The 25,361-nt window shown below is 68.8% G+C and carries 19 protein-coding genes; 10 read left to right on the forward strand and 9 right to left on the reverse strand.

Features of this window, described 5'->3' with window-relative positions:
* Positions 1 to 2 precede the first annotated feature (2 nt).
* The 3 genes from LZ199_RS27945 to LZ199_RS27955 all read right to left on the reverse strand — a co-directional run bounded on the left by LZ199_RS27945 (position 3) and on the right by LZ199_RS27955 (position 8,665).
* The gene (locus LZ199_RS27945; protein ID WP_253996821.1) at positions 3 to 4,019 is read right to left on the reverse strand and encodes an AAA family ATPase; all 4,017 of its coding nucleotides are present in this window, start codon (positions 4,017 to 4,019) and stop codon (positions 3 to 5) included.
* A gap of 103 nt (positions 4,020 to 4,122) precedes the next feature.
* A complete protein-coding gene (ileS, locus tag LZ199_RS27950; RefSeq protein ID WP_253996822.1) occupies positions 4,123 to 7,869 on the reverse strand; it encodes an isoleucine--tRNA ligase in 3,747 nt (1,248 codons plus the stop codon).
* A gap of 202 nt (positions 7,870 to 8,071) precedes the next feature.
* Complete coding sequence (locus tag LZ199_RS27955; RefSeq protein ID WP_253996823.1) at positions 8,072 to 8,665, reverse strand: TetR/AcrR family transcriptional regulator; 594 nt, start codon at positions 8,663 to 8,665, stop codon at positions 8,072 to 8,074.
* Positions 8,666 to 8,726: 61 nt separating this feature from the next.
* Between LZ199_RS27955 and LZ199_RS27960 the strand changes: the two genes are divergently transcribed.
* Entirely contained in the window at positions 8,727 to 9,161 is a 435-nt protein-coding gene (locus LZ199_RS27960; protein ID WP_253996824.1) for a DUF4345 domain-containing protein, read from the forward strand.
* Here LZ199_RS27960 and LZ199_RS27965 read toward each other — a convergent pair.
* Together LZ199_RS27965 and LZ199_RS27970 are read right to left on the reverse strand one after the other, a co-directional pair.
* Positions 9,133 to 9,624, reverse strand: a complete 492-nt coding sequence (locus tag LZ199_RS27965) for an SRPBCC family protein (RefSeq protein WP_253996825.1) — start codon at positions 9,622 to 9,624, stop codon at positions 9,133 to 9,135. The two genes, LZ199_RS27960 and LZ199_RS27965, sit on opposite strands and share 29 nt — an antisense overlap.
* A complete protein-coding gene (locus LZ199_RS27970) occupies positions 9,621 to 9,989 on the reverse strand; it encodes an ArsR/SmtB family transcription factor (protein ID WP_253996826.1) in 369 nt (122 codons plus the stop codon). The genes LZ199_RS27965 and LZ199_RS27970 overlap by 4 nt, the downstream gene beginning before the upstream one ends.
* A 290-nt stretch (positions 9,990 to 10,279) precedes the next feature.
* Here LZ199_RS27970 and LZ199_RS27975 point away from each other — a divergent pair, with 290 nt between their 5' ends.
* Positions 10,280 to 10,945, forward strand: coding sequence for a PLP-dependent aminotransferase family protein (locus tag LZ199_RS27975; RefSeq protein WP_256569497.1), 666 nt, complete (start codon positions 10,280 to 10,282; stop codon positions 10,943 to 10,945).
* Here the strand turns inward: LZ199_RS27975 and LZ199_RS47135 are convergent, their stop codons facing one another.
* Positions 10,946 to 11,302: an immunity protein Imm33 domain-containing protein gene (locus LZ199_RS47135; protein WP_456094065.1), complete on the reverse strand. Its 357-nt coding sequence runs from the start codon at positions 11,300 to 11,302 to the stop codon at positions 10,946 to 10,948.
* Between the two features lie 239 nt (positions 11,303 to 11,541).
* On the opposite strand from LZ199_RS47135, the gene LZ199_RS27985 reads away from it, so the two are divergent.
* The 4 genes from LZ199_RS27985 (at position 11,542) to LZ199_RS28000 (ending at position 17,148) form a co-directional block, all read left to right on the forward strand.
* Positions 11,542 to 12,141, forward strand: coding sequence for a TetR/AcrR family transcriptional regulator (locus LZ199_RS27985; RefSeq protein WP_253996828.1), 600 nt, complete (start codon positions 11,542 to 11,544; stop codon positions 12,139 to 12,141).
* 299 nt (positions 12,142 to 12,440) lie between these two features.
* Positions 12,441 to 13,427 carry an acetylserotonin O-methyltransferase gene (locus LZ199_RS27990; protein WP_253996829.1) on the forward strand — a complete coding sequence of 329 codons (987 nt, stop codon included), beginning with the start codon at positions 12,441 to 12,443 and terminating at the stop codon, positions 13,425 to 13,427.
* A 133-nt stretch (positions 13,428 to 13,560) separates the two neighbouring features.
* The gene (locus LZ199_RS27995) at positions 13,561 to 15,306 is read left to right on the forward strand and encodes a carbohydrate-binding protein (protein ID WP_253996830.1); all 1,746 of its coding nucleotides are present in this window, start codon (positions 13,561 to 13,563) and stop codon (positions 15,304 to 15,306) included.
* 192 nt (positions 15,307 to 15,498) lie between these two features.
* On the forward strand, positions 15,499 to 17,148 hold the full coding sequence (locus LZ199_RS28000; RefSeq protein ID WP_253996831.1) for a cell wall anchor protein: 1,650 nt from the start codon (positions 15,499 to 15,501) through the stop codon (positions 17,146 to 17,148).
* Between the two features lie 117 nt (positions 17,149 to 17,265).
* On the opposite strand, the gene LZ199_RS28005 is transcribed toward LZ199_RS28000, so the two are convergent.
* A complete protein-coding gene (locus tag LZ199_RS28005; RefSeq protein ID WP_253996832.1) occupies positions 17,266 to 18,792 on the reverse strand; it encodes a PKD domain-containing protein in 1,527 nt (508 codons plus the stop codon).
* A 141-nt stretch (positions 18,793 to 18,933) separates the two neighbouring features.
* Complete coding sequence (locus tag LZ199_RS28010) at positions 18,934 to 19,692, reverse strand: SDR family NAD(P)-dependent oxidoreductase (RefSeq protein ID WP_253996833.1); 759 nt, start codon at positions 19,690 to 19,692, stop codon at positions 18,934 to 18,936.
* Between the two features lie 151 nt (positions 19,693 to 19,843).
* On the opposite strand from LZ199_RS28010, the gene LZ199_RS28015 reads away from it, so the two are divergent.
* From LZ199_RS28015 to LZ199_RS28030, 4 genes are all read left to right on the forward strand, one after another.
* On the forward strand, positions 19,844 to 20,782 hold the full coding sequence (locus tag LZ199_RS28015; RefSeq protein WP_253996834.1) for a LysR family transcriptional regulator: 939 nt from the start codon (positions 19,844 to 19,846) through the stop codon (positions 20,780 to 20,782).
* 24 nt (positions 20,783 to 20,806) lie between these two features.
* Positions 20,807 to 21,298 (forward strand): hypothetical protein, encoded by a 492-nt coding sequence (locus tag LZ199_RS28020; RefSeq protein WP_253996835.1) that lies wholly within the window; start codon positions 20,807 to 20,809, stop codon positions 21,296 to 21,298.
* Positions 21,299 to 21,745: 447 nt separating this feature from the next.
* Positions 21,746 to 22,792, forward strand: a complete 1,047-nt coding sequence (locus tag LZ199_RS28025; RefSeq protein WP_253996836.1) for a serine hydrolase domain-containing protein — start codon at positions 21,746 to 21,748, stop codon at positions 22,790 to 22,792.
* Positions 22,793 to 23,027: 235 nt separating this feature from the next.
* Positions 23,028 to 24,041, forward strand: a complete 1,014-nt coding sequence (locus LZ199_RS28030; protein ID WP_253996837.1) for a sialidase family protein — start codon at positions 23,028 to 23,030, stop codon at positions 24,039 to 24,041.
* A gap of 25 nt (positions 24,042 to 24,066) precedes the next feature.
* On the opposite strand, the gene LZ199_RS28035 is transcribed toward LZ199_RS28030, so the two are convergent.
* Positions 24,067 to 25,158, reverse strand: a complete 1,092-nt coding sequence (locus LZ199_RS28035; protein WP_253996838.1) for a M35 family metallo-endopeptidase — start codon at positions 25,156 to 25,158, stop codon at positions 24,067 to 24,069.
* Positions 25,159 to 25,361 lie beyond the last annotated feature (203 nt).

A 25,361-nucleotide genomic window follows, 5' to 3' on the forward strand; every position in this document is an offset into this window, starting at 1 on the left:
CGTCACGCGCTCCTGCGCTCCCTGCGCGGCTCGGCGATGGACAGGACGGGGCGCAGCCGGGCGGCCTCGGCGAGGTGCCAGTCGCGGCGGGGCGCGTCCAGGCTCGCGAGCTGGGTGTGCGCGTCCGAGGCCTCCCACGGCATGCCCTGCAGCTTCGCGGTGCGCAGGGCGGCCTCGAAGCCGCGCCGCGCGGACCCGGGCCTTCCCTCGGCCAGGGCCAGTCTGCCTCGGAAGAGGTGTGCGGCTGGCAGACCGAGCGCGCAGCTCCGGGCACCTTTCTCCAGCGCGCGGCGGAGTCGATGGGCGTGCTGCCTCAAGTGCTCCGCGTCCTTGTCGCCGCGAGCCCGCGCCTCGCGCCAGAGCTCCAGGAAGGTCTCCGCCAGTCCGGTGTAGGAATACAGCGTCGTGATGCCCAGCGCGCTGTTCAGGACGGCGGACGTCTGCTGCTCCGCCAGCACCCGCGCGCTCGTGGCATCTCCCGCGCGCAGCAAGGCCAGGGCGATGAGGCCGGTGCTGGAGGGGTCGTGGTACGTCTCCGGGTTCAGGGACTTCGCCTGGAGTCCCTCCAGTGCCGCCTCGTGGTACCCCGCGAGCATCAGGAGGATGGCCCTGTCCTCTCGGACCCATTTGAGCGTCTGAGGGTCCTCCCGCCTGCGGCCCGACGCCTCCAGCTCCAGGGAGTGCTCCATGGCCTCGCCGGGTCGTCCCTGGAGCAGGTACACGTGAAACAGCAGGAGGGTGGCCTCGTCCGCCAGTCGTTGATTCCCCAGCCGCGTGAAGCCCGCGATGCTCTCCGTGAGCGACTCCTCGCACTCGCGGAAGCGCGCCGCGTTCAGCAGGTACATGGACAGCGACAGCCGCGAGAGGGCGACGGCCTGTCGGTTGTTCGCCTGATGCGAGAGCCTCAGGCTCGCCTGTCCGTAGGCGGTGGCCGCCCGGTGGAGCGGAATCGCGCCCAGCACCACCGTCAGCGAGGCGTAGGCGCGTGCACGCAGGCTGGCCGAGCCGGACTTGTCCGCGAAGCGGGCCATCTGGAAGGAGTAGTAGCCGACGCCGCGCCAATCCGCGGCATGGACGGCGAGCAGCGAGAGGTCCGCGCACGTCTCCGTCAGGTCCACCATCTCCTCGAAGCGCGTCCCGATGCGCATCACCCGACGCAGGCCCGGCACCCAGCCCAGCAGTTGCCGCAGGGCCGCCATCGCCGTTTCCAGGGCGCGCACGGCGGGCCGTGTGGGCACCGGGTGGCCCATCAGCGTCATGGCCTCAAGGAGGTGTCGCCGGGCTTCCTCCTGTCGGCCCAGCCACCGCAAGGCCCGTCCCAGCTTTCGCTCCCAGCGCGCGCGCCGCGAGGAGGGCACGAGCTCGGGACTCGTCTCGGCCAGCTCCAGCGCCCTCGTGAAGAAGGCCACCGCCTCGCTGGGCGCATGCGTCGTCATGGCCTGCTCTCCGGACCGCTCCAGCGCATCCAGGGCCTTGGCGTGCACGCCCGCGCGCAGCCAGTGGTACGCCAGTCGCGGGTGGTGGGGCGTCAGCTCCGTCGCATGACGTTGCTCGTACCAGCGGGCGACGGCCTCATGGAGCTGTCGCCGCTGGGAGAACAGGAGCAGGTTGTAGGCCACCTCCTGGGTGATGACGTGCTTGAAGAGGTAGCTCCGCTCCGGGGCATTCTCCAGGGGCAGCGCCAGGTCCTTCTCCTGAAGGCTGAGCAGGTGCGAGCCCAGCTGGATGCGCTCATCCGGCAGGGGGTGCACGTCTCGCAGGAGCGCGCTGGTGAAGGCGCGACCGATGACGCTCGCGGCTTTCAGCGTGAGCTGCTGCACGGGTGTCAGCCGGTCGATGCGGGTGGTGATGAGTCCTTCCAGCGTGGAAGGCAATCCCATGGACTCCAGGTCTCCCGCCTCCGGGGTGAGGCGGCACTCGCCTCGCTCGACGAAGAGCAGGCCGTGGTCTCTCAAGGTGTGGGCCAGCTCCTCGCTGTAGAACGGGTGCCCCTCCGCCTTGCGCTGGATGAAGGCAGACACCTCCGGCTGAAGGCGGGTCACCCCGAGCCGAGCGCAGACGAGGGCGTCGACCTCCTCCCCCGACATGGGGCCCAGGCGAAGGCCCTCGGTCGTCGCCTGCCGGCGCAGCGCCTCCAGCGCGGGCGGCTCCACCGGCAGCGGGCGCAGGCTCACCACGAGCAGCCAGTCCGGGAGGTCTCGCGAGAGGCGCCGCAGGAGCTCCCATGACGCGGAGTCCAGCCAGTGGCCATCCTCCAGCAGCAGCACCGAGGGGCCCGCCTCCCCGAGCAGCATCATCATGAGCGCCTGCGTGGTGTCCGCGCGCGCCTCGTCGTGAAGCTGCGTCGTGCGGTCTGTCTCCGGCAACTCCAGCAGGAGGACAGGGTTGAGGAGCGGCGCGAGGGCGGCGTTGCCGGGCAGGCGGGCCTTCACCGCCGTGCGACGGGCTTCGAGTGAGGCGCCCTCGGGCAGCCCGAGCAGCGCGGTGAAGAGGGTGCGCCAGGCGAAGTAGACCGTGTGGTGCTCCGCCGCGTCCGCGCTCCCCGACAGCACGCGCATCCCCCGCGCCTTCGCCCCCTCCGCTGCGTAGGCGAGCAGGCGCGACTTGCCCAGACCCGCCTCGCCTTCGAGGAGGAGGACTCCACCCAGGCCCCGCGTAGGGCGCTCCAGGAAGGAGTCGAGGGTGGCGCGCTCCCGCGGTCGTCCCACCAGGGGATGGACCCCGCGGTGGCCGCGCACCATGTCCAGGCTCCCCGGCCGGTACCGGCGCACGGGCTCCGCGACGCCTTTCACCTTCACGGGAGGCAGCCGCTCGGTCCACAGCCGCTCGCCCACGGCCTGGGCGGTGGGCTCGTCGAGGAGGATGTCGTCGCGCGCCTCCTGCATCAGCCGCGCGGCCAGGTTCACCGTCCTGCCCATCAGCGCGTATTCGTAGCGGACCGCGCCGCCCCGCGGGCCACAGCACACCCGCCCCGTCGCGATGCCGACGGACGCCTTCAGTCCCTGCGCCTGGAGCAGGGCCCGCGCCTGGATGGCCGCCTTCACCGCGCGCGTCGCGTCGTCCTCGTGCGCGCACGTGGGCAGGCCGAAGCCCGCGACGAGGACGAGGCCCTTGTCGTCCACCAGCAGCTGGTTGACGCTGCCTCCCTGCGCGTAGACGGCCTCCTGGAGCGCGCGTACCGCGTCCGACAGTCGGGGCAGCAGCGCCTCCGAGGCCCCCTCCGGAAGCCCATCCAGGCGGAGGAAGAGGACCGTCACCCGGCGCAGCTCGGCGAGCCACTTCCGGTCATGGACCTCCAGCGCCGCCAGCAGCACGCGCGACACGAAAGGGCGCAGCGCCGCCACCGCGTCCTCGCCGAGCGCGGCCGGGGGCAGGGGCCAGGGTTCGGGGGCTCGCAGCGACAGGATGCGGGCGAGGCCCGAGGGCGCGACGTCCCCCTGCACCTCTCCGCCCAGCAGCTGCCAGAGCGGAGGAGAGACACGCACCTCTCCGGGAAGGGTGGCGTGTTCCATCTCCCGGAGCTGCGTGAAGGGCGCTCCGCGCACCAGGGCCTGCCACCGCCCCTGGACGCCTCCGGCCATGACGGCCTGCACCTCGCCAGCGCCCAGCGCCACCCGGAGGGCCAGCGCGTGCTCCCGGAAGAAGGGCATGCGCATGGCCTGCTGCAGCGCCAGGCCACACGCCACCGCGCGACGCGCCGCCTGGGTGAGTGAAGTCTCCGCTTCCCTCAGCGGCCACAGCGCGAGCAGCGCGTCCCCCGGGAAGTGGAGGATGTCCCCACCATGCGCGGTGACGACCTCCACCAGGGGCGTGAAGAGCCGCTCCAAGAGCCGCGACAGCTCCTCCGCGCCCGCGGAGCCCTGCTGGGCCAGTCGCTCCGTCAGGGGGGTAAAGCCAGACACATCCGCGAGCAGCACCACCGAGGCGAAGCACTCCGACTCGGGGGCCACGACAGGGCGCGCTCCGCGACGTGCCAGCAGGGCCGGCACGCAAGGCAAGAGCTGCTGGGCGGTATCCATTCAACCTCGCGCTGAATCCAGACGTCCACACTACAGGGGCCGCGCGAGGTTTCGAAAGGAATGCCTGCTCACCCGGTGGACGGATGAGCAGGAGTTGGGGACCTCAGGCTCGCTCCACCCTCAGGCGCGCGGGCAAGCCATTGAGCTGGACTTCCTCCTCCTGCCCCGTGAGGCCCTCCGGACCCACGTGGATGGAGGTGGCCAGCGTCTCCCGGGCAATCAGCTCCCGGCCCTCTTCCGTGACGCGCTTCACCCGCGCGTCACCGTCCACCCAGAGGCGGATGCGGTCCGTGTAGCCCAGCTCCAGGTCCTTGCGAGCGCCCTGCACCCGCGCCAGCAGCTCGCGCACGAGGCCCTCGTCGACGAGCGCCTCCGTCAGCTCGGTGTGGAGCACCACCACCCCTGCGCCCGTGCCCGCCGCCGCGAAGCCAGGGTTGGCCTCCACCAGCGTCTCCAGGTCATCACCGGAGAACACCAGCGTCTCGCCCCCAAGCTGGATTGCCACCTGGCCCGTCTGGAGCAGCTCCCGGTGCAGCGCGCGGCCGTCACCTGTGTCGAACGCCTTGCGCACCGGCGCCAGCTTGGGGCCGAGCCGGCCGCCCACCGCGCGCAGGTTGGGGCGCACGCGGAAGCGCACCACGTCCGCGTCCGGGCTGCCCGGCTCCACGAAGCGCACCTCGTGCACGTTCAGCTCCTCGGCGAGCAAATCCTTGTACACGGCCAGCCGGTCCGTCATCTCCTTGCGCGCGAGGATGATGTCCGCGCGGGCCAGGGGCTGACGCACCTTGAGCTTGTTGTCCGTGCGCACCTTGAGCCCGGGGGACACCAGCTCGCGCAGGGCGGCCATGTCCACCGCCAGCTCCTCGTCGATGAGGCTGGCATCTACGCAGGGGAAGGAGGCCAGGTGCACGCTCTCCGGCTGCGTCTGGGGCCAGGCCTTGCGCACCAGGTTGCCCCACATCTCGTCGGCGAAGAACGGGACGAAGGGCGCGGACAGGGCGGTGATGGTGGTGAGCGCCTCGTAGAGGGTGAAGTACGCGTCGCGCTTGTCCTGCTCGAAGCCGGGCTTCCAGAAGCGCTCACGGCTGCGGCGCAGGTACCAGTTGGACAGCGCGTCCACCAGGGCCACCATGCGCTGGGCCGCGTCGTACACCTGATAGGTGTCCAGCGCCTTCTCCACGTGGCGCAGCGCCAGCTGCACCTCGGACAGAATCCAGCGGTCCAGCATCGGCCGGGCCTTCACCTCGCGCCAGCCCTGGCTCTTGCGCACGGCCTCCCAGGGGGCCTCGCTCGCGTCGGGGTTGCCCTGCGCGGGATTGAAGCCGTCGATGTTCGCGTAGATGGTGAAGAACGAGTAGACGTTGCGCAGCTTGACCTGGAAGTCCTTCTGCGACAGCCGCACGTTCGCCAGCGAGTGGCGCGTGTTGGACCAGGTGGGGCTCGCCGCGTAGAAGAACCAGCGGAACGCGTCCGCGCCGGGGGCCTTGGCGGCGGGGTCCTTCACCGTCACGCGCTCGGACGGGGCCAGGCGAGGCACCTCCACCGGCATGACGCCCGCGCCCTTCGCGGACGGCGCCACGCCGAGCGCCTGGAGCTCCGCGGGCGCCAGCAGCACCACGCGGCGCTTGAGCTTCTTGTGCGCCTTCACCGTCGCGGTGACGGAGACCTCCGGCCGGTCCGGACGGAACAACTGCACCTTGGTGCCTTCCTGCAGGTCCAGGCCCTCCAGGTCCTCACGCGCGATGAGCGCCACGCCCGCTTCGGCCGGCGCGCCTGCCTCCGTGGCGGACAGCACCGCGAAGTCCATGCGCACTTCGTCGAGGATGATTTCGGGCGGCGTGTAGTTGCCCTTGGACTTGGACTCCTTGCGGCCCTCCTTGTCGGAGACGTGGCCCAGCACGATGCAGCTCTTGTAGGGGTGCGGCCACTCGCGCTGGGGCGTCAATCCCAGCCGGCCTTGAGTCTCCTCGTCGAAGACGAGCGTGCTCACCATGAGCAGCGAGTAGAACCAGCCTCGCGTCTGGTCGATGGCCTCCGAGATGAAGTCGGCGGGGAAGGCGCGGTTGAACAGCTCATGCGAGCCGGGCGCGTGCGGGAAGCCCCACTGCGCGAAGGGCATGCAGCCGGAGTCGAACCACACGTCCACGACTTCGGGCACGCGGTTGAAGCGGCCCGGGGAGCCCGGCTTCTCGTACGTCACCTTGTCAATCCACGGCTTGTGGACGATGAGGTGCTTCGCGTTGGACTCGTGGGGCTTGCCCTTGAGGAACGCGGCGAGCTCCGCCTCCACGGCCGCCAGGTTGCTGCCGGGCTTCTCGCGCAGCGCCTGGAGTGAAGGCACGGCCTCGACTTCGCCCGTCTCCGAGTGAATCCAGAGCGGCAGCGCGGTACCCCAGTAGCGCTCGCGCGACAGGGCCCAGTCCACGTTGTTGGCCAGGAAGTCGCCGAAGCGGCCTTCCTTGATGTGCTCGGGCACCCAGTTGACGGCGCGGTTGTTCTCGATGGCGCGGTCCTTCACCGCGGTGGTGCGGATGTACCAGGCGGGGCGGGCGTACTGGATGAGCGGGTCGTCATCCGCGCGCCAGCAGAAGGGGTACTCGTGCTTGTACTGCTCGGTGACGAGCAGGAGTCCGCGCTCCTTGAGGTTGCGCTGGATGTCCTTGTCCGCGTCCTTCACGAAGCGCCCGGCGACGAGGGGGAACTCCTCGGAGAAGGTGCCGTCCGGCTTGACGGCGCAGAACAGCTCCATCGCCTCCGGCTGGGTGAAGCGCGCGCGGTCCTTGCGGTAGGCGTCGTAGTCGTCCTCGCCGAAGGCGGGGGCGATGTGGACGATGCCGGTGCCCGTGTTGAGCGTGACGAAGTCGGCGCCCAGCACGCGCCAGGCGCGGGTGTCGTCGCCGCCGTCGCGCAGCTTCAGCCGCGTGTCGCCTTCGCGCGCGAAGTACGTGTCGAAGGGCGGCAGGTAGCGCTGGCCCACCAGGGCCTGGCCCTTCTGGGTGGAGAGGACGGGCAGGTCCTTCTTGAGCTTCTTGGCCAGCTCCTCGCGCAGCGCGGCGGCGATGATGAGCTTGCGGTCACCGGCGTCCACGGTGACGTAGTCCACGCCGGGGTTGACGGCCGCGTACATGTTGGACGGCAGCGTCCACGGGGTGGTCGTCCACACGAGCAGCGAGGTGTCGGGGGCGTCGCGCAGGGGGAAGGTGACGTAGACGCTCGGGTCGTCCACCGTCTTGTAGCCCAGGCCCACTTCGGCGGAGCTGAGCGCGGTGCCGCCCTGGGGCCACCACCACACGACTTTATGGCCCTGGTAGAGCAGGCCCTTCTTGTGCAGTTCGGCGAGCGCCCACCACACGCTCTCCACGAAGCCGCGGTGGTAGGTGACATAGGCCTCGTTGAGGTCCACCCAGAAGCCGATGCGCTCGGTGAGGCGCTCCCACTCGCCGGTGTAGCGAAAGACGGACTCGATGCAGCGCTCGGTGAAGGGCTCGACGCCGTAGCGTTCGATTTCCGCCTTGCCGTGGATGCGCAGCTCCTTCTCCACTTCGACTTCCACGGGCAGGCCGTGGGTGTCCCAGCCGGCCTTGCGGGGGACGTAGTGGCCGCGCATCGTCTGGTAGCGGGGGAACAGGTCCTTGATGACGCGGGTGAGGACGTGTCCGTTGTGGGGCAGGCCGTTGGCGGTGGGCGGGCCCTCGTAGAAGACGAAGCTCTTGGCGCCTTCGCGTGCCTGGAGCGAGCGCTCGAAGATGCGGCGGTCCTTCCAGAAGGCGAGGATGCGGCGCTCCTCGGCCGGGAAGTCCATCTCCGCGGGCACGGTGTCGAACAGGGGGGCGGGCGCTGACTCAGGCATGGTGCGGTGCTTGATAGCACCGCGAGCCTGGGAGGGAAGAGCCCCGAGGGGGTGGGTGCTCAGTCCCAGGTGGAGCAGGGCTCCAGGGCGCCCTTCGAGGTTCCCTGGGCGGGGTGCCTGGCTGTCAGGACGAGTCCCACCTCACGGCCAGGCCGGGTGCGCCGTGCGGTCCGGTGGTGGGAAGGTGCTCGTCTCCCCGGCCTCAGCGCGGAGCGCGGACGAAGAGTCGCCGCGCGGTGCGCAGCAGCAGGTCCTTGTAGCGCGGCTGCGCATAGCCTCGCTCCAGGGTCAGGTGCTCCCAGTTGCGCACCGACAGCAGCGTCCAGAGCAGGTCAGTGGCCTCGCCCGGTGTGTAGTCGGGGGAGAGGGTGCCATCCGCCCGGAGCGCCTCGATGGCGGCGGCGCAGCCCTCGCGCATGTCCTCCATTCGCTTGCGCCAGGCTTCGGCGGCCTCTTCGTCGGTGTCGCTCATGGCCATCAGCGCCTTGGCCACGCCACGTATCTCCGGGATGTAGTCCGCCCACGCTCCGACATAGGCGTCCAGGCGCTCGACACCGCTCCGGGCCGTGCGACTGGGGACAAGGCGCGCTCGCACGTCCTTCAGCTCGTCCAGGTAGAGCGTGGTGGCAATCAACAGGGCCGCTCGCGTGCCGAAATGCAGATAGACGGCCTGCCGGCTGAGCCCGGCCTTCCGCGCGATGTCGCTCATCCGCACCGACTGACCCCGGCTGGTCTCCAAGAGGTGCAGGGCGGCCTTGAGGATGCGGGTTCGCGTCTCGGGCGCTTCACTTGACATGATGTAAAGTCGCGGATAATCAATGCCGAGTCAATTGACACGGTGTCAAGCGAGGGCGGCGATGCGGAGCAAATGGACGAAGGCGGTACTCGTGGTGGCGGGCGCCAGTGGGAGCCTGATTGGCGCGCCCCTGCTGTTCATCCCCAAGGTCTTCCATGGGTGGAGTGGCATCGACCTGGGCGGCCAGGTCAGCCTGTTGAGCGAGGTGCGCGCTCCGGGCGGGGCGTTGCTGGCCTGCGGACTGTTGATTCTGGCCGGCGCGGTGTGGGCTCGAATGACCTTCACCTCGCTGGTGGTGTCGACGACGCTCTACTTGTCCTATGGCGTGTCGCGCATCCTGAGCCTGGCCCTGGACGGAGCGCCCGCGCCCGAGCTGGTCGCTGCGATGGTCGCCGAACTGGTGCTCGGCGCCATCTGCGCGGCGCTGCTGCTCTCAGCTCCATCATCCGAGCCGGGAGCCGGGCGCTTCAGCCGAAGCGCTGGTCAAGCTTCGTGAGCTGGCTCTCGAAGCCTTCCTTCTGCATCTTCGTGAACTCATCGCTGTGCATCGCGTCCGTCGTGACCACCATCCGAACGCGGTCGCCATTCGGAAAGAAGCCCACGGCAATCCTGCTCTCATAGGTCGCGACTCCCGGAATGAAGTCGATGACGTTCGTGAGGACGAGCCGCGAGTGGGGCACCACCTCGGTGAAGCTGGAGCGGGTGGCATGCGAAATCGGCTGACCCGCCGCCTTCATCGCAGCAATCATCTCCGGTGAGTCGGCGATCATCTCGTACCGCAGCGCCCCTCCAGCGCGAGCGTCGAGCTCTTGAACCTCGGCGCGAAAGCCCTGCGGCCCCCACCACGACTCAAAGCCCTCCTTCGTGGTCCACAGCTCCCAGATATCCTGGATGCTCGCCCGGTACGTGCGCTCGATGACGACCTTCGCGCTACCGCGTGACGTGTTCTCGTGGCTCATTCCCGCGTACCCCTGTCTTTGACTCGACGAGTCTGTTGTTGCTTCTTCTTCTCCAGCGCGGCTTCGAAGCGTTCGAGTCGCGCCTCCCACAGCTGCCGGTACTGGGTCAGCCACCCGTCGAGCTCCTGGAAGGGCTCCGGCCTCAAGGCGTAGAGGCGGCGTTGCCCGTCCGGTCTCATCGAGACGAAGCCCGACTCGGAGAGGATGCGCAGATGCCGCGAGACGCCGGACTGGTGGATGCCGGCCTTCTCGACGACATCACTGACCTGCTGCTCGCCCTCGCGAAGGGTCTGGATGATGAGCCGGCGCGTCGGGTCGGCGAGCACCTGGAAGACATCGGTCTGCATGTTCGTGCATATACACATCGGTGCATATATACGTCAAGGCCAGGTCTCGAACCCTCGGTCCGGTGAGCAGGGCCTCGCTTCGATGCTCTTGAATGCGCCGGGCTCTCCCGGGGTCACATCGTGGGGGTGGGCACTCCCTCCTGGTGCCATGACAGACCATGCACCAGCGCAGCGCGTGACGGAGGAGGTCAGCGCTCCAGTTCCTGACTTCCTGCGCCGCAAGCTCCAGGACTTCGAGAAGCGGATGCAGCGCTGGGAGTCTCCGCGACACATCCTCGACGGCCTCACTTCCGGAGCCAGGGGACATCCTGCTCAACGGCAATGACTATCTCTGCCTGGCAAGGCACCCCCGCCTTGTCCAGGCCGCCGCGGACGCCGTCGAGCAGGAAGGGTTGGGGGCGATGATGTCGAGCCTGTTCCAGCGGGGCGCGCACCCTCGACACACGTTGGAGCGGGGGCTCGCGGCGCTGCTTCGCGCGGAGTCAGGCGTCCTGTGTCAGTCCGGTTACTGCGCGAACGTGGGCCTGCCGGAGTGTCTGGCGGACGAGCAGGTGCCTGTGTACATCGACCGGATGGCGCACATGTCTCTCTGGAGGGGAATTCGGAGCGCGGGGGCACGCCGTCAGAGACTGCACGCGAATGCCGCGTACCTGCGCGGACACCTCGAAGCACTGGGCTACGACCTGGACGGCGGCGCGGCACAGATTCTCGCTCTGCAATCCGGTCTGGAGGTCCAGACACTGCGCCTCAAGGACGCGTTGGAGGCGCGGGGCATCTTCGGCTCGGTGTTCTGCGACCCCGCGACGCCGGTGAAGCACTCGCTCGTGCGCCTCTCCGTCCACAGCGAGCTGTCGCGGGACGACCTGGACCATGTCGTCGACGCGTGCCGGGAAATCCGTGAAGAGGTCGGCCTGTCGAGCTGGGCCTCCACGCGTCGCCACGAGGCGCGGCACCCGGCGGCGCTTCCGGCGTAGTCAGATGATAGGTTTGTCCAGGATGGATTGATCAAACCACACGTCATCCACCTGGCCATCCGTCAGAAAGCGCCAGCCTGGCGGAAGGGCAAGGTAGGGCAGCACGAGAGGACACCACTCCTCCAGGTGCTCGACGTGCAGCGCCAGGAAGTAGTCCGCATCGGTGCTCAGCTCCCCCTGTCCGGCCCAGAAGAACCAGCCCACGCCTCCCGGTTTGGTTCTGTACCTCATGCCGTGTATCGGCATGGCTCCGGAGCGCAGGTCGCGTGCGACGGCCACTCGGGTGCCGGCGGGGATGGGCGAGAACTCGGCCCCTGCTCGATGGCAGATGTGCTGCTGCGTTTCGCTCAGAGTCATGGGAGGACGGCGTCGTGGACCTGCATGAGGCCGCACTCATAGGTTCCGGCGCGCCTTCGCGCAAGCGGCGGACAGCGCGGCTCACAGGTCCTCGTCGAGCCCATCGAACCGCCGCGCTTCCGCGAGCGCCGTCGAGGCCGCGTGCGCTACTGTCGCGGCCAGGGTCGGTCGGTCATGGACTCAAGCTCCGGCGTCAGGTCCGGAGCCCGGAGTCCCGCTGTTTCAAGGGTCGGGCGGAAATGGGAACCAAGGAGCAGGACGCCCGGGAGCGCATCCTCCGAGCGACCATCATCTGCCTGGAACGGGATGGCCTGGACGCCACGGGCATCCGGGAGATTGCGCGCGAGGCGCAGGTGAACAGCGCGGCCATCAGCTACTACTTCCGCAGCAAGGAGAAGCTGATTGCCCAGGCGCTCGAGGCGACGCTGGAGCAGGCCTTCGGGCACGTGCTGGTGGACTTCGACCGCCTGCGCGCCGAAGGCCTGGGCATCCGCGAGGCGTTCGAGACGCTGCTGGAGGACGTCATCGGCAACGTGGGGCGCTACCCGCGCATCGCGCATGCGCACCTGCACGACGCGCTCGTGCATCAGCGCTACGACGGCGCGGCCATCCGGGAGCTCAACGCGTTCCTGGCGACGCTGTCGGGCAAGCTCGCCCCGGACACCACGCACCTGACGGAGGAGCGGCGCCGGCTGGCCCTCGCGCAAATCTGGTCCTCCGTGTCCCTGCTGTCGATGATGCCGCGCGTGTTCGACCAGCTCATCCTCCTGGACTTCAGGTCGCTGGAGACGCGACGCGCGTGGGTGAAGCAGTCCTCGCGCCTGCTCTTTCCCGCCTGAGCCCGGACCGCGCGCTCCAATCCCTACCGTCCGGGTCGCCAGTCCTGTCGCTGCACAGCCGTCAGGGCAGGGGGTGTCGTCCTCCGCCACCCAGCCCTCCCGGGTCATGCCCTCCAGGGCGAGGTCCCCAACCCCAGCCGTCAGGCCATGGCAGACCGCGTCAGGATTTGCGCCGTGCGGGTACAGCATTTGTGTTCATTTGGAATCAAGGCGGTATGCGGGGTCTGGTTGGTTCGTTCCCGGGTGCAGGTAGAATTTCACTTTGCAGGCAATTCAAGCCCTGCTGACCAGGAGCGCGCATGCAACAGCTTCCAGCCCCGGCGTTCATCTTCAATCTCAGCACCGGATACTTCGCCCCCCGCTGTCTGCACCTCGTCGCTCAGTTGGGGGTGGCGGATGTCCTGGGCAATACACCCATGAGCAGCGAGGAGCTGGCGCGGGCCACGGGGGCGCACGCCGACTCGCTCCACCGGATGCTGCGGCTCTTGTCGGCGCATGGCGTGTTCGAGCGGCGGGGGGGCGGCTGGGCCCACAACGACTACTCCGAGCATCTGAAGAGCAATCACCCGCAATCGCTGAGGTCGCTGGTGATGATGTTCGGGGACGACATCAACTGGCGCTCGGCCGGGGCGCTGGGCGTGTCCGCGCGGACGGGCCAGACGGCTTGTGACTCCGTGACACCGGGGGGACTCTGGCCATACCTCCAGGCCCATCCGGAGGATGCGCGCGTCTTCGATGCGGCGATGACAGGCAAGTCGCACATGGCCATCGCCGCGGTGCTCCAGGCGATGGAGTTCCACCGCTACGAGCACATCGCCGACATCGCCGGAGGTCGGGGCCACATCCTGTCGGCGGTGCTCGACGCCACGCCTCGCTCCCAGGGCACGCTGTTCGACCAGCCGCATGTCGTGGAGAACTCCCTTCCGCATCCGCGCATGAAGAAGCAGGCGGGGGACTTCTTCGTGGGGCCGCTGCCGCGCGCCGACGCGTACATCGTCAGCAACATCCTCCATGACTGGGCGGACCCGCAGGCCATCTCCATCCTCCGCCAGATTCGCCAGGTGGCCCCGGCCCACGCGGAGCTGCTGGTGCTGGAGATGATGCTGCCCGAGGGCCCCGAGCTCCACCCCGCCCTGGTGATGGACCTGGTCATGCTGTCCCTGGCGGGTGGACGCGAGCGCACGCAGGTCCAGTACGACGCCCTGTTCGCCGAGGGCGGCTTCAAGCTGGACCGCATCATCCCCACCCACAGCCCGTACTCCATCATCGTGGGCAAGGTGGCCTGAGGCCAAGCCCGCTATTTCGTTGAAGATGTTACTGTGTGACAAGAGGCGACCCGGGGCGCCGCGCGCGAGACGCGCGGAGCGCTCGCGGAAATCGCGCTAGGCTTCAGGGCTCCTTCCCCTCAGGAGCCGCACCATGATTCGGAGCCTCTCCGTCCTGTGCCTCATCGCTTGTTTCGCCTCGGCGTGCTCGGGTGACTCACCCGAGGACGATGGGCCTGACGAAAGCCAGACGGACGCGGGCTCGGGAGATGGTGGCACGCAATCGCCGTCGGACGCGGGCGGCGACGGCGGCGCGACGCAGGGGCCGGACGGCGGGACGGGGCCCACGGACGGTGGCGCCCTGGCCGCGTGCGAGCCCTTCGGCCGCTTCGGCGCGCCCGGCAACACGCTCACGCTGCCCGGGCCCAGCGCGAACGGGGAGATGTACATCCCGGATGTGCAGGCGCGCTACCCGTCCACCAACTGGAGCACGTTGGACCGGCTCTACATCCCCGCGGGGAGATACACGCTCATCAACCTGGGCAACCTGCCCAACCGCCCGGCGAGCCGCCCGCTGGTCATCACCAACACGGGCGGCCAGGTGGTCATCCGCCCCAACCCGGGCAGCACCCAGGGCTACATCTGGTCCATGGGCGGGGGCTCCAACTGGGTGCTCACCGGCCGGTATGACGCGGACTCCGGCACCGGCCACGCGGACTTCCCGGGCCACCGCTGCGGCGCGTATGCGACGTCGCGAGAGCGCTACGGCATCCTCAGTGACGACATCTTCCTGAACGGAGGCCACATGGGGCTGGGCATCGGCGGCGCGCACAGCTTCGAAGTGGAGTACCTGGAAATCACCCGCGCGGGCTTCGCGGGCCTGCGCATCACCCGCTCCCCCAACGGCGACGGCACGGTGTCACCCATCAACGACATCAAGCTGCACGACCTCTACATCCACGACACCGCCAGCGAGGCCATCTACTTCGGCTCCACGCAGGGCGCGCCCACGCCGCTGGGCTCCAACCTGAAGGTCTACAACAACCGGCTGGTGCGCACGGGCACGGAGTCCCTCCAGGTTCAGAACCTGGGCGACGGCACGGAGGTCCACCACAACGTCTTCGCCTACGGCGCCATCGACTGGCGCGCGGCCTTCTCCATGTACCAGGACAACAACTCCCAGGCGCAGGTGCGCGGCGGCACCATCCGCTTCCACCACAACGTCTTCCTCGGCGGCGCGGGCGCGCTGCTGAACTTCTTCGCGCGGGCGGAGACCGGGGACCTTCCGCTCAACGTGGAGTTCACCGACAACTACTTCGCCGACACGCTGTCGCTGGGCATCTGGTTCGGCGGCACGTCGGGCGCGGGCGCGAAGTTCAACTGGGAGCGCAACGCCTTCCGGGGACTCGACTTCGGCTACCAGAGCGTCTACCCGACGGCCACGGACCCGGGCGTCGTGCTCAGCAAGGCGGGGACGATTACCGCGCCCATCACCCTCAAGGAGAACCGATGGGAGGGCAGCCGCAGGCTCATCTCCGGCCTGACGGGTGGCAGCGGCACGGTGGGCTCGGTGATTGCCACCGGCAACGTGAATGGCGCCGTCACCGCGCTCACGTTCGTCAACACGGGCCTGCCCGCCGGCACCCCGACGCGCCAGCTGGAGCGGTGGACGGCCAGGGCCACCCTGGCCCCCAACTCACCGGAGATGACATACGCGGCGGGCGCCCTGGTGATGCACGACGGGCAGCTCTACCGGGCGAAGGCCCAGAACACCAACAAGCCTCCGCCGGACAACACCGCGCAGTGGGAGCGCCTGCCCCTGCCCGTGGATGACCTGCGCACCGCGCCCGGCACCGAGTGGTCCCAGCGCGGCGTGGGCCTCCTCGACGTCGCGCCGTAGCGTGCCTTGAACCACCCGGGCGGAATCACGCACCTCCGCTCGGGTGGTTGTCATGGAAGTTTTCAGCAATGGCTGACATGTGGTGTTGAGCCGTCTGTTTTCTCAACCTGTCTCTCCCTTCTTTTCCCATTTCCTGAGATAGCAGCGCTCAAGGGCGAGAGGTCTCGCCGAGCAGCTCATCGGGAGATTGGAATGACATTGAAGGTCTTCAATCAGGGTGTTTCACGTTGGATTGTATCCGTCTCATTGCTGGCGCTGGGGGGCTGCGGTCCGCTGGAGTCCGAGTCCCCGGCGAGCGGCTCGGAGGCGGCGCCCGCGGTGGTGGGCGAGGCCCGGCAGTCGGTGTCCACGGTGAGCCACCGGGCGAGCACGACGGCGTGGGTGAAGGGCGCCACATCGCTGACCCTCAACAAGCCGGCCGGCACCGTCGCCGGTGACGTGCTGCTGGCGCGCCTCAGCAACCGCAACAACGTGGCGGCGGTGGCGACGCCTCCGGCGGGCTGGACGTTCCTGCGCTCGGACCAGAGCGCGTCCCAAATCAAGGCGTGGGTCTTCTACAAGGTCGCCGGGGCCTCGGAGCCGGCGAGCTACGCGTTCACCTTCGACGCTTCGTACTACCTCGCCGGCAGCATCTCCGCGTTCTCCGGCGCGAACCCCACCAACCCCATCGACGCGCACAGCGGCCAGAAGAACGGCAACCTGGCGACCATGGACAGCCCGGCCATCACCACGACCTCGGCCAACGGGTTGGCGGTGTGGTTCGGCACGCAGCTGTGGGCGGGCGCCACGTGCCCCACCAATCCGCTGACGCCTCCCACGGGGTTCACCGAGGCCTTCGAGGCCTGCCTCCAGTCGTCGGACCGGGGCATCCTCTTCGACATGGCGTGGAAGGAGCTGGGGGCGGCGGGCGCGCAGCCCGCGTTCAACGGCCTGTCGACGCTGCCCAACACCAACACCGCGCAGGCGGTGGCGCTCCGGGCCGCGGACGCGCCCACGTGCACCGTGGGTGACACCTTCGCCTCGACGTGGACGCTGATGGGCACCGTGTCGGCGCCGTTCATCGTCGAGCCCTCGGGCCTGGCCGCCAGCCGCGTCACCCCGGGCGCCATCTACGTCCACAACGAGGACGTCAACGACATCGTCGCCATCAGCACCGCCAACGCGGCGACGCTGGGCTCCTTCAAGGTGGCGGGCGTGACGCCGCAGGACTGGGAGGACGTGGCCACCGGGCCGTGCCCCACCGGCTCCTGCATCTACATGGGTGACATTGGCCGCTCGAGCGCGAGCCTGCCCATCCCTCCGAATACGTTCTACGTCTACCGCATCCCCGAGCCGAACATCGGCGCGGGCCAGACGAGCGGGGATTTGACGTCGGAGCGCTTCCCCTTCGTGTACCCGGATGGCGGCAAGGACGCCGAGGCCATCATGGTGCACCCGGCCACCGCCGACATCTACATCATCACCAAGTCCGGCTCGGGCTTGAGCAAGGTGTACAAGATGCCCAATCCGCTGCCGGCGCCGGGCGTCCAGTCCACGCTCATCTTCGTGTCCAACCTCCAGCTGCCCGTGGTTCCGGACCAGCCGAACTGGTCCTACACCACGTCCGCGAGCATCCACCCGTGCTCCAACCGCTTCATCCTGCGCACGTACAAGACGGTCTATGAGTTCCGCGCGGCGCCGGGAGCGGCCTTCGAGACGGCCTTCGCCGCGGCGCCCGTCACGCTGACGGACACCGTGGAAGGACAGGGCGAGGCGATTGAGTACGACCCGAGCGGCGCGAGCTATTACACGATGAGCGAGAGCCCCTCGCCCTTCAGGCTCAAGCGCGTCCTGCGCCAGTAGGTGTTGAAGCCAGGTGTCCCCGGAGCTGGCTTCGTCCGGGGACACCCGCGTGTCACCTGCTACCAGTCGATGCCGCCACGGCCCTGGCCGGCGCCGTCGCAGCGAATCCAGACGACATCAGGGCGTCTGGCGCACCTGGCTCACGAGCCAGGTCTGGGCGTCGGGCCGGCTCCAGAACTCATCCCAGCCGCTGTGCGCGCTCCCAGGCATCACCGTGACCTGGAGCTCGCCGGTGTAGCCAGGGCACGCCTGGACCTGCATCACCAGGCCGTTGGTGGGGTTGGTCCACCGCCAGGCGTTGAACACCCCGTCGCCCGAGTTGCCCGCGGCCCAGAGGGGGAAGTCCTCCAGGAGGCAGATGGGGTTGGGGCTGGGTGTGGTGTAGGCCAGCGGCATGCCGCCCGCGTAGGTGCTCCGGTACTTCACGAACTGGTCGTTCACCGCCGCGCCGCCCCAGGACAGGCCCGTCATCGTCACGCGGTCCGGGTCGATGTTGTAGAGGCTGATGGCCTGCTGCACCAGCGTGTGGGTGAGGTCCACGTGCCAGTAGCTGTCATACGGCGCGCCGATGTTGGGAGCGTGGGGCGCGATGACGACGGCGGGGTAGGTGTTGACCAGGGGCTTGCCGGGGATGAGCTGGCGGATGAAGCCCTCCGGGTTGCCGAGCACCTGGGTGTGGTCCGCGCTGAGCGTGCTGCCGCCCCGGCCGTGCAGCGAGACGACCAGGGGATACTTCTTCCCCGGAATCGCGCCGTACTCAATCGGGAGGAAGACGGCGGTGTCATAGCGGCCGCCGCGAGGCCAGACGTGAATCTTCCCCGCGCGCGGGTCCACCGGCGCGGTGCTCGGATGCACGGTGATGCTCGCGGTGTCGGACGCGGTGGCGCCGTTGTTGTCAGTGACGGTGATGCGGAAGATGTACGTGCCCGCCGTCAGGCCGCTGACGCTCAAGGTCCGCGTCGTCACTCCCGTCAGCGTGGCCGGCGTGGGGCCGAAGGCCTGCTGCCAGAGGATGCTGGTGACGGTGCCGTCCGGGTCACTCGCCGTTCCCGTGAGCTGGATGGAATTGGTAGGCAGGACGACGGCATTGTCATGGCCCGCGAACGCGGTGGGCGGCTGGTTGGCGAGGCTGACACCTCGCACCTCCAGCTCCCGCACCCGGCACAGGCCGTCAGCCGACGCGCGCTTGCACTGCAGGCGCACGTAGCGCGTCTGCACGGGCTGGGCGAGCGTCAGCGTCCAGGTGGGAAGGGTGTTGCTGGTGATGGAGGCACCGGTGAAGGTCTGGAAGCTGTCCGTGGCGGTGAGCCGGTGCTGGATGTCGAAGTCGAGCATCTGCTGTCCCACGGCGGTGTCGCGACCGGAGTGCAGCGTGAGGCTGTCGACGCGATGCACTTCCTGCAGGTCCACCTCCAGCCACTCGGGAGTCGTCGCCCCGGGCGCCGCGGCGGAGGCCCACCGGTCCTCGGTGGTGAGGAGGCCGTTGAACGCCTTCGCGTGTCCGTACTGCGTGGGATAGCCGTTGGCGTGCACAGAAGACGCCGAGGAGGGCTTTCCGAGCGCGACGTTCGTCACCTGCGCCCAGGCAGGCAGGGCCAGCAGGGACAGGACCGCGGCGAGGAGGGGGCGGGAGTTCCAATGCATGGGAGTCCTTTCGTGGAGGGGCTCCCAGGATTGGATGGGTTAATCAGGGTGTTAAGGGAAATCTTCAATGCCTTGTTTTTGCAAGGGATTGGCGTGCCACTTTGTTGCAAATGTACTCACGGAGCATAAGCCCCTTGGGGCTCAGGCGTTGAAGCCGCCGTCCACATCCAGGGTGGCGCCGGTGACGAAGGAGGCGCCGGGGCTGGCGAGGAAGGCGACGGCGGCGGCAATCTCCTCGGGCTGGCCGTAGCGGCCGAGCGCGGTGCCCGCCATCTGCGCCGGGGCGCTGGCGCCCGTGGCCGGGTTCATGTCGGTGTCGATGGGGCCTGGCTGGATGAGGTTGACGGTGATGCCACGCGGGCCCAGGTCGCGAGCCCAGCCCCGGGTGTACGCGGCGATGGCGGCCTTGGTGGCGGCGTAGTCACCCAGTCCCGCGAAGGGCGCGTGGCTGGCGACGCCGGAGCCGATGGAGATGATGCGTCCGCCTTCCCGCAGGAGTGGCACGGCGGAGCGGACGGCGGCGACGACTCCGTGGACGTTGACGGAGAACTGGTGGTCGAGCGCCTCGATATCCGAGGACGGGTCTCCGACGACGCCGGTGTGGAAGATGCCCGCGTTGTTGACGAGCACGTCCAGGCGGCCGAAGCGCCGGGCGACCTCGTTCACCAGGGCCTCCACCTGTTGGGGGTTGGCCTGGTCGGCCTTGAGTGCCTCGGCGCGGACGCCGCGCGCCTTCAGCTCCTCGACGAGGGCCAGGGCCTTCGCTTCGGAGGAGCCGTAGCTGATGGCGATGGCCGCGCCTTCATCCGCCAGGGCCCGGGCAATGGCCGCGCCCAGGCCGCGTGAGCCGCCGGTGATGAGCGCCACCCTGCCTTCGAGGTTCTTCCTTGAGTACGTCATGACGTGCCTCCGGTGTGCGGTTGCGATGAGGAAAGAGTAGGGACCTCGCCTCCGGGGAGAAACGCCGTGCTCGGGACAGGACTGTTTCCAATCGGGTAATAATCGCCGGGAGCCCGGGACTCTCCCTTCGGGCCCGCTCGAGGACGACTCCATGGATCAGCTCACCGCGATGCGGGTGTTCGCCCGCGTGGTCGAAGCGGGCACCTTCACCCGGGCCGCCGACACGCTGAAGATGCCCAAGCCGTCGGTGACGAAGCTGGTGCAGGGGCTGGAGGAGCACCTTCAAGTGAAGCTGCTCCAGCGCACCACCCGGCGGGTGACGGTGACGCCCGAGGGCGCGGCGTACTACGAGCGCACGGCGCGGCTCTTGGCGGACCTGGAGGATATCGAAGCGGATGTGTCGAAGGCGCAGACGCGTCCCAGAGGGCGGCTGCGGGTGGACGCGGGGTCCTCGGTGTCCAACTTCCTGCTCATCCCCGCGCTGCCGGCGTTCCGCGCGAAGTATCCGGACATCCAGTTGGAGCTGGGCGTGAGTGACCGCTCGGTGGACCTGGTGGGCGACGGTGTGGACTGTTCGATTCGCGGGGGTGTGCTGCCGGACCAGTCATTGGTGGCGCGGCGCATCGGCGAGCTGGAGTTCCTGGCCTGCGCCACGCCCGCGTACCTGAAGCGCAAGGGCACGCCCGCGCACCCCACGGACCTCCAGGAGGGCCACGACATCGTGAGCTATTTCTCCACGAGGACGGGGCGGCTCATTCCGTTGTCTTTCATCCCTCGGGAGGGAGAGCGGATTGATGTGATGGGGCGCTCCAGCGTGGCCGTCAACGAGAGCACCGCGCACTTGTCGGCGGTGCTGGCGGGGCTGGGTGTGTCGCAGCTCCCCGCCTTCGTGGCCCGGCCGCACCTCGACAGCGGGGCGCTGGTTCAAGTCCTGGACGCGTGGCAGGGGGCGCCGTTTCCCCTCTTCATCGTCTACCCGCAGAACCGGCACATGAGCGTGAAGCTCCGCGCGTTCGTGGACTGGACGGTGGAGCTGTTCGCGCCGTTCCGACCCAAGCGTGAAGTCGCGGAGCTGGCGGCCCGGCGGTGAGCGCGAATCCGGTAGGAGTTGCCCATGGCCCCCACCCTCTCCGCGTCCTCTGCTGTCGAGCTGGGAGAAGTCGACCTTCCTGAAGGCATCCTTGTCATCGTCCACCCCGGGCTGGGGCGGTGCTGGCGTCACGATGAGGCGCCCACGTCGCCGCGCGAGAAGGACCCGGAGCAGTGGAATTTGCGGCTCGTCGGACGAGACGCGGAGGCGGCGGGCAAGGCGTATGACCGCGAGTTCGACTCGCGCTTCCTCGCTGGTTTCCGGACCGGGGTCCGACGCTATCGCGTGGCGGACCTCTGCCGGGTGAAGGGCCTCTTCACCGCTGGCTTCCGGGCGGAGGGCTTCTTCGCCGTGGCCTTCTTTGCCGCGGCCTTCCGGGTGGAGGTCTTCTTCGCGGTCGTGGCCTTCTTCGCCACCGTCTTCCGCGTGGACGTCTTCTTCACCTTCGCGGAGATGGCCTTCTTGGCGGGAGCCGTGGCTCCGCCGGTCAGCGCCTTCGTCCAGCGCTGGATGTAGTCCGCGCGAGTCGCCGCGTCGGGGAGTCCTTCCGCGTGAAGGGCGACAGTGACTCCTCGCGCCGCCGGGAGGACGCGAAGCTGCGCGGTCCTCGGGCGTGTCCACTCGAGGCGATTCAGTCGGATGCGAAGCAGCGTCGGAGGCCTTGCGCGAATCACGACGACGTCCGTGTCGTCTTTGAGCGTGGTCAGGTCTCCCTCCTTGAACGACGCCCGCGCCGGCGCGAGCCATCGCCCCAGGCCCTTCGCGTCCGCCCAGTTGCGCCACGCCTCCTCGGCCGTCATGTCGAAGGTGTGGCGAGCTCCCGCCGCATACGTCCCATCCGCTGCAAGTCCGGTCGGCATGTGCTTCCTCCGACGCGGACGATGAAGACGCAGCAGCGTCCAGGCAACCAGGAAGTGACAACCCTCGCGCGGCCCGTGTCCACCATGGTGTAGAGGGTACGCCGTGAGCTCCACTCCGTCCCTCGCCACGCTGCTCCAGGAAGAGACCCGCCGCTATGTGCGCAGCTATCGCTCGGCTTCGCTCTGCGCGGGACTGACTTCGCGCGGCGAGCATCACGTCCAGGCCTTCAGGGGGAAGGGCGCACCTCCTCCCGACAATGCCTTGTTCTCCCTGGGCGGACTCACCCACGTCTTCACCGGCGCCTTGCTCGGCCTGCTGGTGGAGCAAGGCAAGGCCCGGCTCGACATGCCGCTCTCCGAGGTGATTCCCCGCTCGCTCCTCCCTGATGCCGAGGCGGGCCGAATCACCCTGGAGCAGCTCGCCACGCACACCTCCGGCATGCCCCACCTGCCGCCCAATCTGGACGCGGCCCCTCGCAATCCCGAAGACCCGTTCGGCCACTATTCCGCCCACCTCTTCGGTGACTTCCTCCGCACCTACCACCCCCAACTCCCACCACCGCGTCCCGTCTCCGAGTCCCTGCTCGGCATGGGCGTCCTGGGCCATGCGCTCTCCCGTCGCGCCGGGCTCAACTACGGACACGCGCTCCGCGATGGTCTCTTCACGCCCCTGAAGCTCAGCGACACCTCGGCGCGCGTGACGGACGAGCTGGCGCCGCGCCTCCTCGCCGGACACACCGCGCGCGGTCGGCCCGTGCCCGCCTGGACCTTCCCCGCGCTTCCTGGAGCGGGTGCCCTCCACTCCACGGCGCCAGACCTGCTGCGCTTCCTCGACGCGAGCCTCGGCCGCGCCGAGCAATCCCTCTCACGCCCCTTGAAGTCGACGTGGAGTCCTCGCACCGAGGGCGGCCCCGTGCGCATGGGGCTCGGCTGGTCCATCTCCCAGCTTCGTGGACACACCGTGGCGTGGTGCTCGTCGATGATGGGCGGTTACGTCGGCTTCCTCGGCCTCGCTCCCTCCGTGGACGCGGGCGTCGTCCTGCTCTCGAACCACGGCTGGTCCCTGCTCGCCGCGCTCCGAGGACGTGTGCCCCTGGAGGCCCCGGGCTTCGCGCTCCTCTCCCGACTGCTCACGGAGACGACAATTTAGCATTTCTTGAAAAGCTGATTTATCGGCTTGGGCCTGGAGAGCACGAGCGGGCAATCTGGTGTGCATGACCCCTGCTCCCGTGCTCCGGACTGGCCGCCGTTCTGCCTCACTCCCGCTGCCAGTGTTCCTCCTGGTGGCGGCGCTCGCCGCGTGTGGACCCGAGGCTCCTCGCGATGAATCCGAGTCACTGGCTCGAGGCGAGGACTCGCTGCCAGCGGGGGGTTGGCGGACGCTGATGGCGAGTGGTGGCGCGCCCATCCGAAGCATCACCCGTCGCTCGGATGGAGTCTTGATTGGCGGCGCGAGCGCGGGGACGCGCATCGACGTCTGGACGAGCACCAATGGCGGCGCGAGCTGGTCGCCCCATGGCTCCGTCGCGAACAACCCCGCGGTGCAGTTCGGCGACGTGACGATGCGAGCCATTCCAGGGACACGCATCATCTTCTGCGCGTTCCGCGAGTACGCCGGGGGCCAGTACCGCATCACCATCACCCGGAGCGACAACGACGGAGACAACTGGGTCTACGACAGCACCGTCATCGGCCCCGTCTCGCGCTTCGTCGGAGCGCCCTTCCTCTTCCAGCGCGCGAATGGAGACCTGCAGGTCTATTACGACTCCGAGCCGCTCGCCGCGCAGCGCGGCTATCCGGGCCACCAATGGATTGCCATGCAGGGACGCGCGGGAATCTCAGGGTCCTGGACGGCGTATGGCGTCGTCGCCGTGGCCTGGGACAAGCGCCCTGGCGCGCTGAACCGCGAGGGCATGCCCACCGTCGTGCAGCTCGGAGGAGACAGGCTGATGGTCGTCGTGGAGGGCGTGGAGGCATTCGCCACCGGCGGCGCGCGCGCCAATGTCATCAACGCCGTGCAATCGTGGGACGGCGGCAGGACGTGGGACGAGTCCTTGCGGCGCACCGTCTATCAGTCCCGCATCGACCCAGGCTCCGGGCGTCGCTACAACGCCTATGTCCCGTATGCCATCCGGGTGGGCAACGGGCCCGTCGGCGTCGCGTTCTGCACCGACGAGGACAAGGCAGGGCCGCCCGATTTGTCGAGCGCCCCGGTGGACCAGCGCAACTGCCACGTCGGCTACGTCAGCACGACGGTCAACTTCGAGTCGTGGTCGGCCCCGAGCCCCGTGTGGACCGCGACATCCCGCAACTACACACCGGGCCTCTACGAGCGCGCCCTCAACGACGTCATCGTCGTGATTGACGCGCTCGGCGGCAACCGCGTGCTCCAGCCCTAGGGGCCGTGGCGGAGGCCAGCCCTGCTCACGGGAGGAAGGGCTGGTTCTCCGCGAAGTACTCGAGCGTGTCCGCGTTGGTGAGCGCGAGCAGGGGGTTGGTGAGCGCCATGGCCAGCACCCGGACTCGCCCGTAGGCGTGGTCATGCGTGTCCGCGACGACGGTGAAGTGGCTCATCTCGTGGAGCAGGGTGCCGGCCTTGGAGTCCTGCCCCGTCGCGGGCGCCGGCCAGAACGCCTTGCAGACATGAATCGTGTACGGCTGATTCTTGTACACGTAGGCATACGCGGAGTTGTCACAGGCGCAGTTCACTGAGATGGCCTGCGTCTGGAATGCATCCCTGATTTTGAGGAAGTGGTTCGTCGCCCGGGTCCAGTTCCCCGGAGAGTAGAGGCCGAAGAGCGTCAGGTAGCGCGTGGAGAGCGCGGGCGTCTTGTGCGTGCCCAGGTAGGAATAGGCGGCGCTCGCATAGTCCTGGCCATTCCTCACGGCGTCGGAGACCGCGTGCTGCTGCTCCTGGGAGCACCCCTCGTAGGTGAGTGCGCTCGCGAAGGGTTCGCGCCGCGTTGCCTCTTCCTCGCGGCGGCTCTTGCGCCCTTCGATGAACAGGCTCACGGCGTTGGACGCGAAGCCCGCCAGCTCGCCATCCCGCTGGGGGTCCAGCAGGTAGCGGAAGGTGTAGGTGCCCGTGGTGGTGAGGTCGTAGTCCTCGGAGACGACGACGTCCCCCGTCAGCCGCTCTCCCGGGGCGAGTGTCACGAAGTCTTCCGCCGTCGGCGCGGGCCGCTTGTAGTGCGCGCCGATGTACTCGGCGGGCTGGCCGTCGCGAGTCACCTGGAGGCGGTCTTCCTTGTGGCCCGTGCCAGGCGTCTTCCACTGGAGCAGGCGCACCGGCCGGGTGGACGTGTTGATGAGGGTGACGGAGACCGTCACGTCCTCGCTCGCGACGAACGTGGTCCGGTTCACCACCAGGACCGCCGACACACTGCCCGGCGAGGAGCGCTGGTGGGTGTCGGTGTCAGGCGAGGTGTCGTCCTCGGGAGGTGCACCGCATCCGCCAGCGAGGAGCAATCCCACCGCGACGGCTCCACACCATTTCCCGAAACCACCCTGACGCATGCGGACTCCCTTTCATCCTGAAACCGCCCACCGGAAGGCACCTGGCTCGTTCCGGAGGGAGTGGATTTAGGGATGAGGGGAATCCACGCCAGGAGCCTGGAGGGGCAGGCTCCTGCTCAGGACCGCACGAAGGCGCTCGCGTCGGGCAGGCAGGGGGTTATCGAACAGGGGCTGGACACACCCCTGGCCCCTGCACGAAAAGG

It is taken from the genome of Myxococcus qinghaiensis (genome assembly GCF_024198215.1).
Taxonomy (GTDB): Bacteria; Myxococcota; Myxococcia; order Myxococcales; family Myxococcaceae; genus Myxococcus; species Myxococcus qinghaiensis.

Excerpts from the sequence above, each read along its gene's own strand:
- LZ199_RS27995 (WP_253996830.1), top strand. The coding sequence starts at position 13,561 with ATGATTCGGAGCCTCTCCGTCCTGTGCCTCATCGCTTGTTTCGCCTCG.
- ileS (WP_253996822.1), bottom strand. The coding sequence starts at position 7,869 with ATGCCTGAGTCAGCGCCCGCCCCCCTGTTCGACACCGTGCCCGCGGAG.
- LZ199_RS28015 (WP_253996834.1), top strand. The coding sequence starts at position 19,844 with ATGGATCAGCTCACCGCGATGCGGGTGTTCGCCCGCGTGGTCGAAGCG.
- LZ199_RS47135 (WP_456094065.1), bottom strand. The coding sequence starts at position 11,302 with ATGACTCTGAGCGAAACGCAGCAGCACATCTGCCATCGAGCAGGGGCC.
- LZ199_RS28035 (WP_253996838.1), bottom strand. The coding sequence starts at position 25,158 with ATGCGTCAGGGTGGTTTCGGGAAATGGTGTGGAGCCGTCGCGGTGGGA.
- LZ199_RS28020 (WP_253996835.1), top strand. The coding sequence starts at position 20,807 with ATGGCCCCCACCCTCTCCGCGTCCTCTGCTGTCGAGCTGGGAGAAGTC.
- LZ199_RS27945 (WP_253996821.1), bottom strand. The coding sequence starts at position 4,019 with ATGGATACCGCCCAGCAGCTCTTGCCTTGCGTGCCGGCCCTGCTGGCA.
- LZ199_RS27985 (WP_253996828.1), top strand. The coding sequence starts at position 11,542 with ATGGGAACCAAGGAGCAGGACGCCCGGGAGCGCATCCTCCGAGCGACC.
- LZ199_RS27955 (WP_253996823.1), bottom strand. The coding sequence starts at position 8,665 with ATGTCAAGTGAAGCGCCCGAGACGCGAACCCGCATCCTCAAGGCCGCC.
- LZ199_RS28000 (WP_253996831.1), top strand. The coding sequence starts at position 15,499 with ATGACATTGAAGGTCTTCAATCAGGGTGTTTCACGTTGGATTGTATCC.
- LZ199_RS28005 (WP_253996832.1), bottom strand. The coding sequence starts at position 18,792 with ATGCATTGGAACTCCCGCCCCCTCCTCGCCGCGGTCCTGTCCCTGCTG.
- LZ199_RS27965 (WP_253996825.1), bottom strand. The coding sequence starts at position 9,624 with ATGAGCCACGAGAACACGTCACGCGGTAGCGCGAAGGTCGTCATCGAG.
- LZ199_RS27970 (WP_253996826.1), bottom strand. The coding sequence starts at position 9,989 with ATGTGTATATGCACGAACATGCAGACCGATGTCTTCCAGGTGCTCGCC.
- LZ199_RS28030 (WP_253996837.1), top strand. The coding sequence starts at position 23,028 with ATGGCGAGTGGTGGCGCGCCCATCCGAAGCATCACCCGTCGCTCGGAT.
- LZ199_RS27960 (WP_253996824.1), top strand. The coding sequence starts at position 8,727 with ATGCGGAGCAAATGGACGAAGGCGGTACTCGTGGTGGCGGGCGCCAGT.
- LZ199_RS28010 (WP_253996833.1), bottom strand. The coding sequence starts at position 19,692 with ATGACGTACTCAAGGAAGAACCTCGAAGGCAGGGTGGCGCTCATCACC.
- LZ199_RS27990 (WP_253996829.1), top strand. The coding sequence starts at position 12,441 with ATGCAACAGCTTCCAGCCCCGGCGTTCATCTTCAATCTCAGCACCGGA.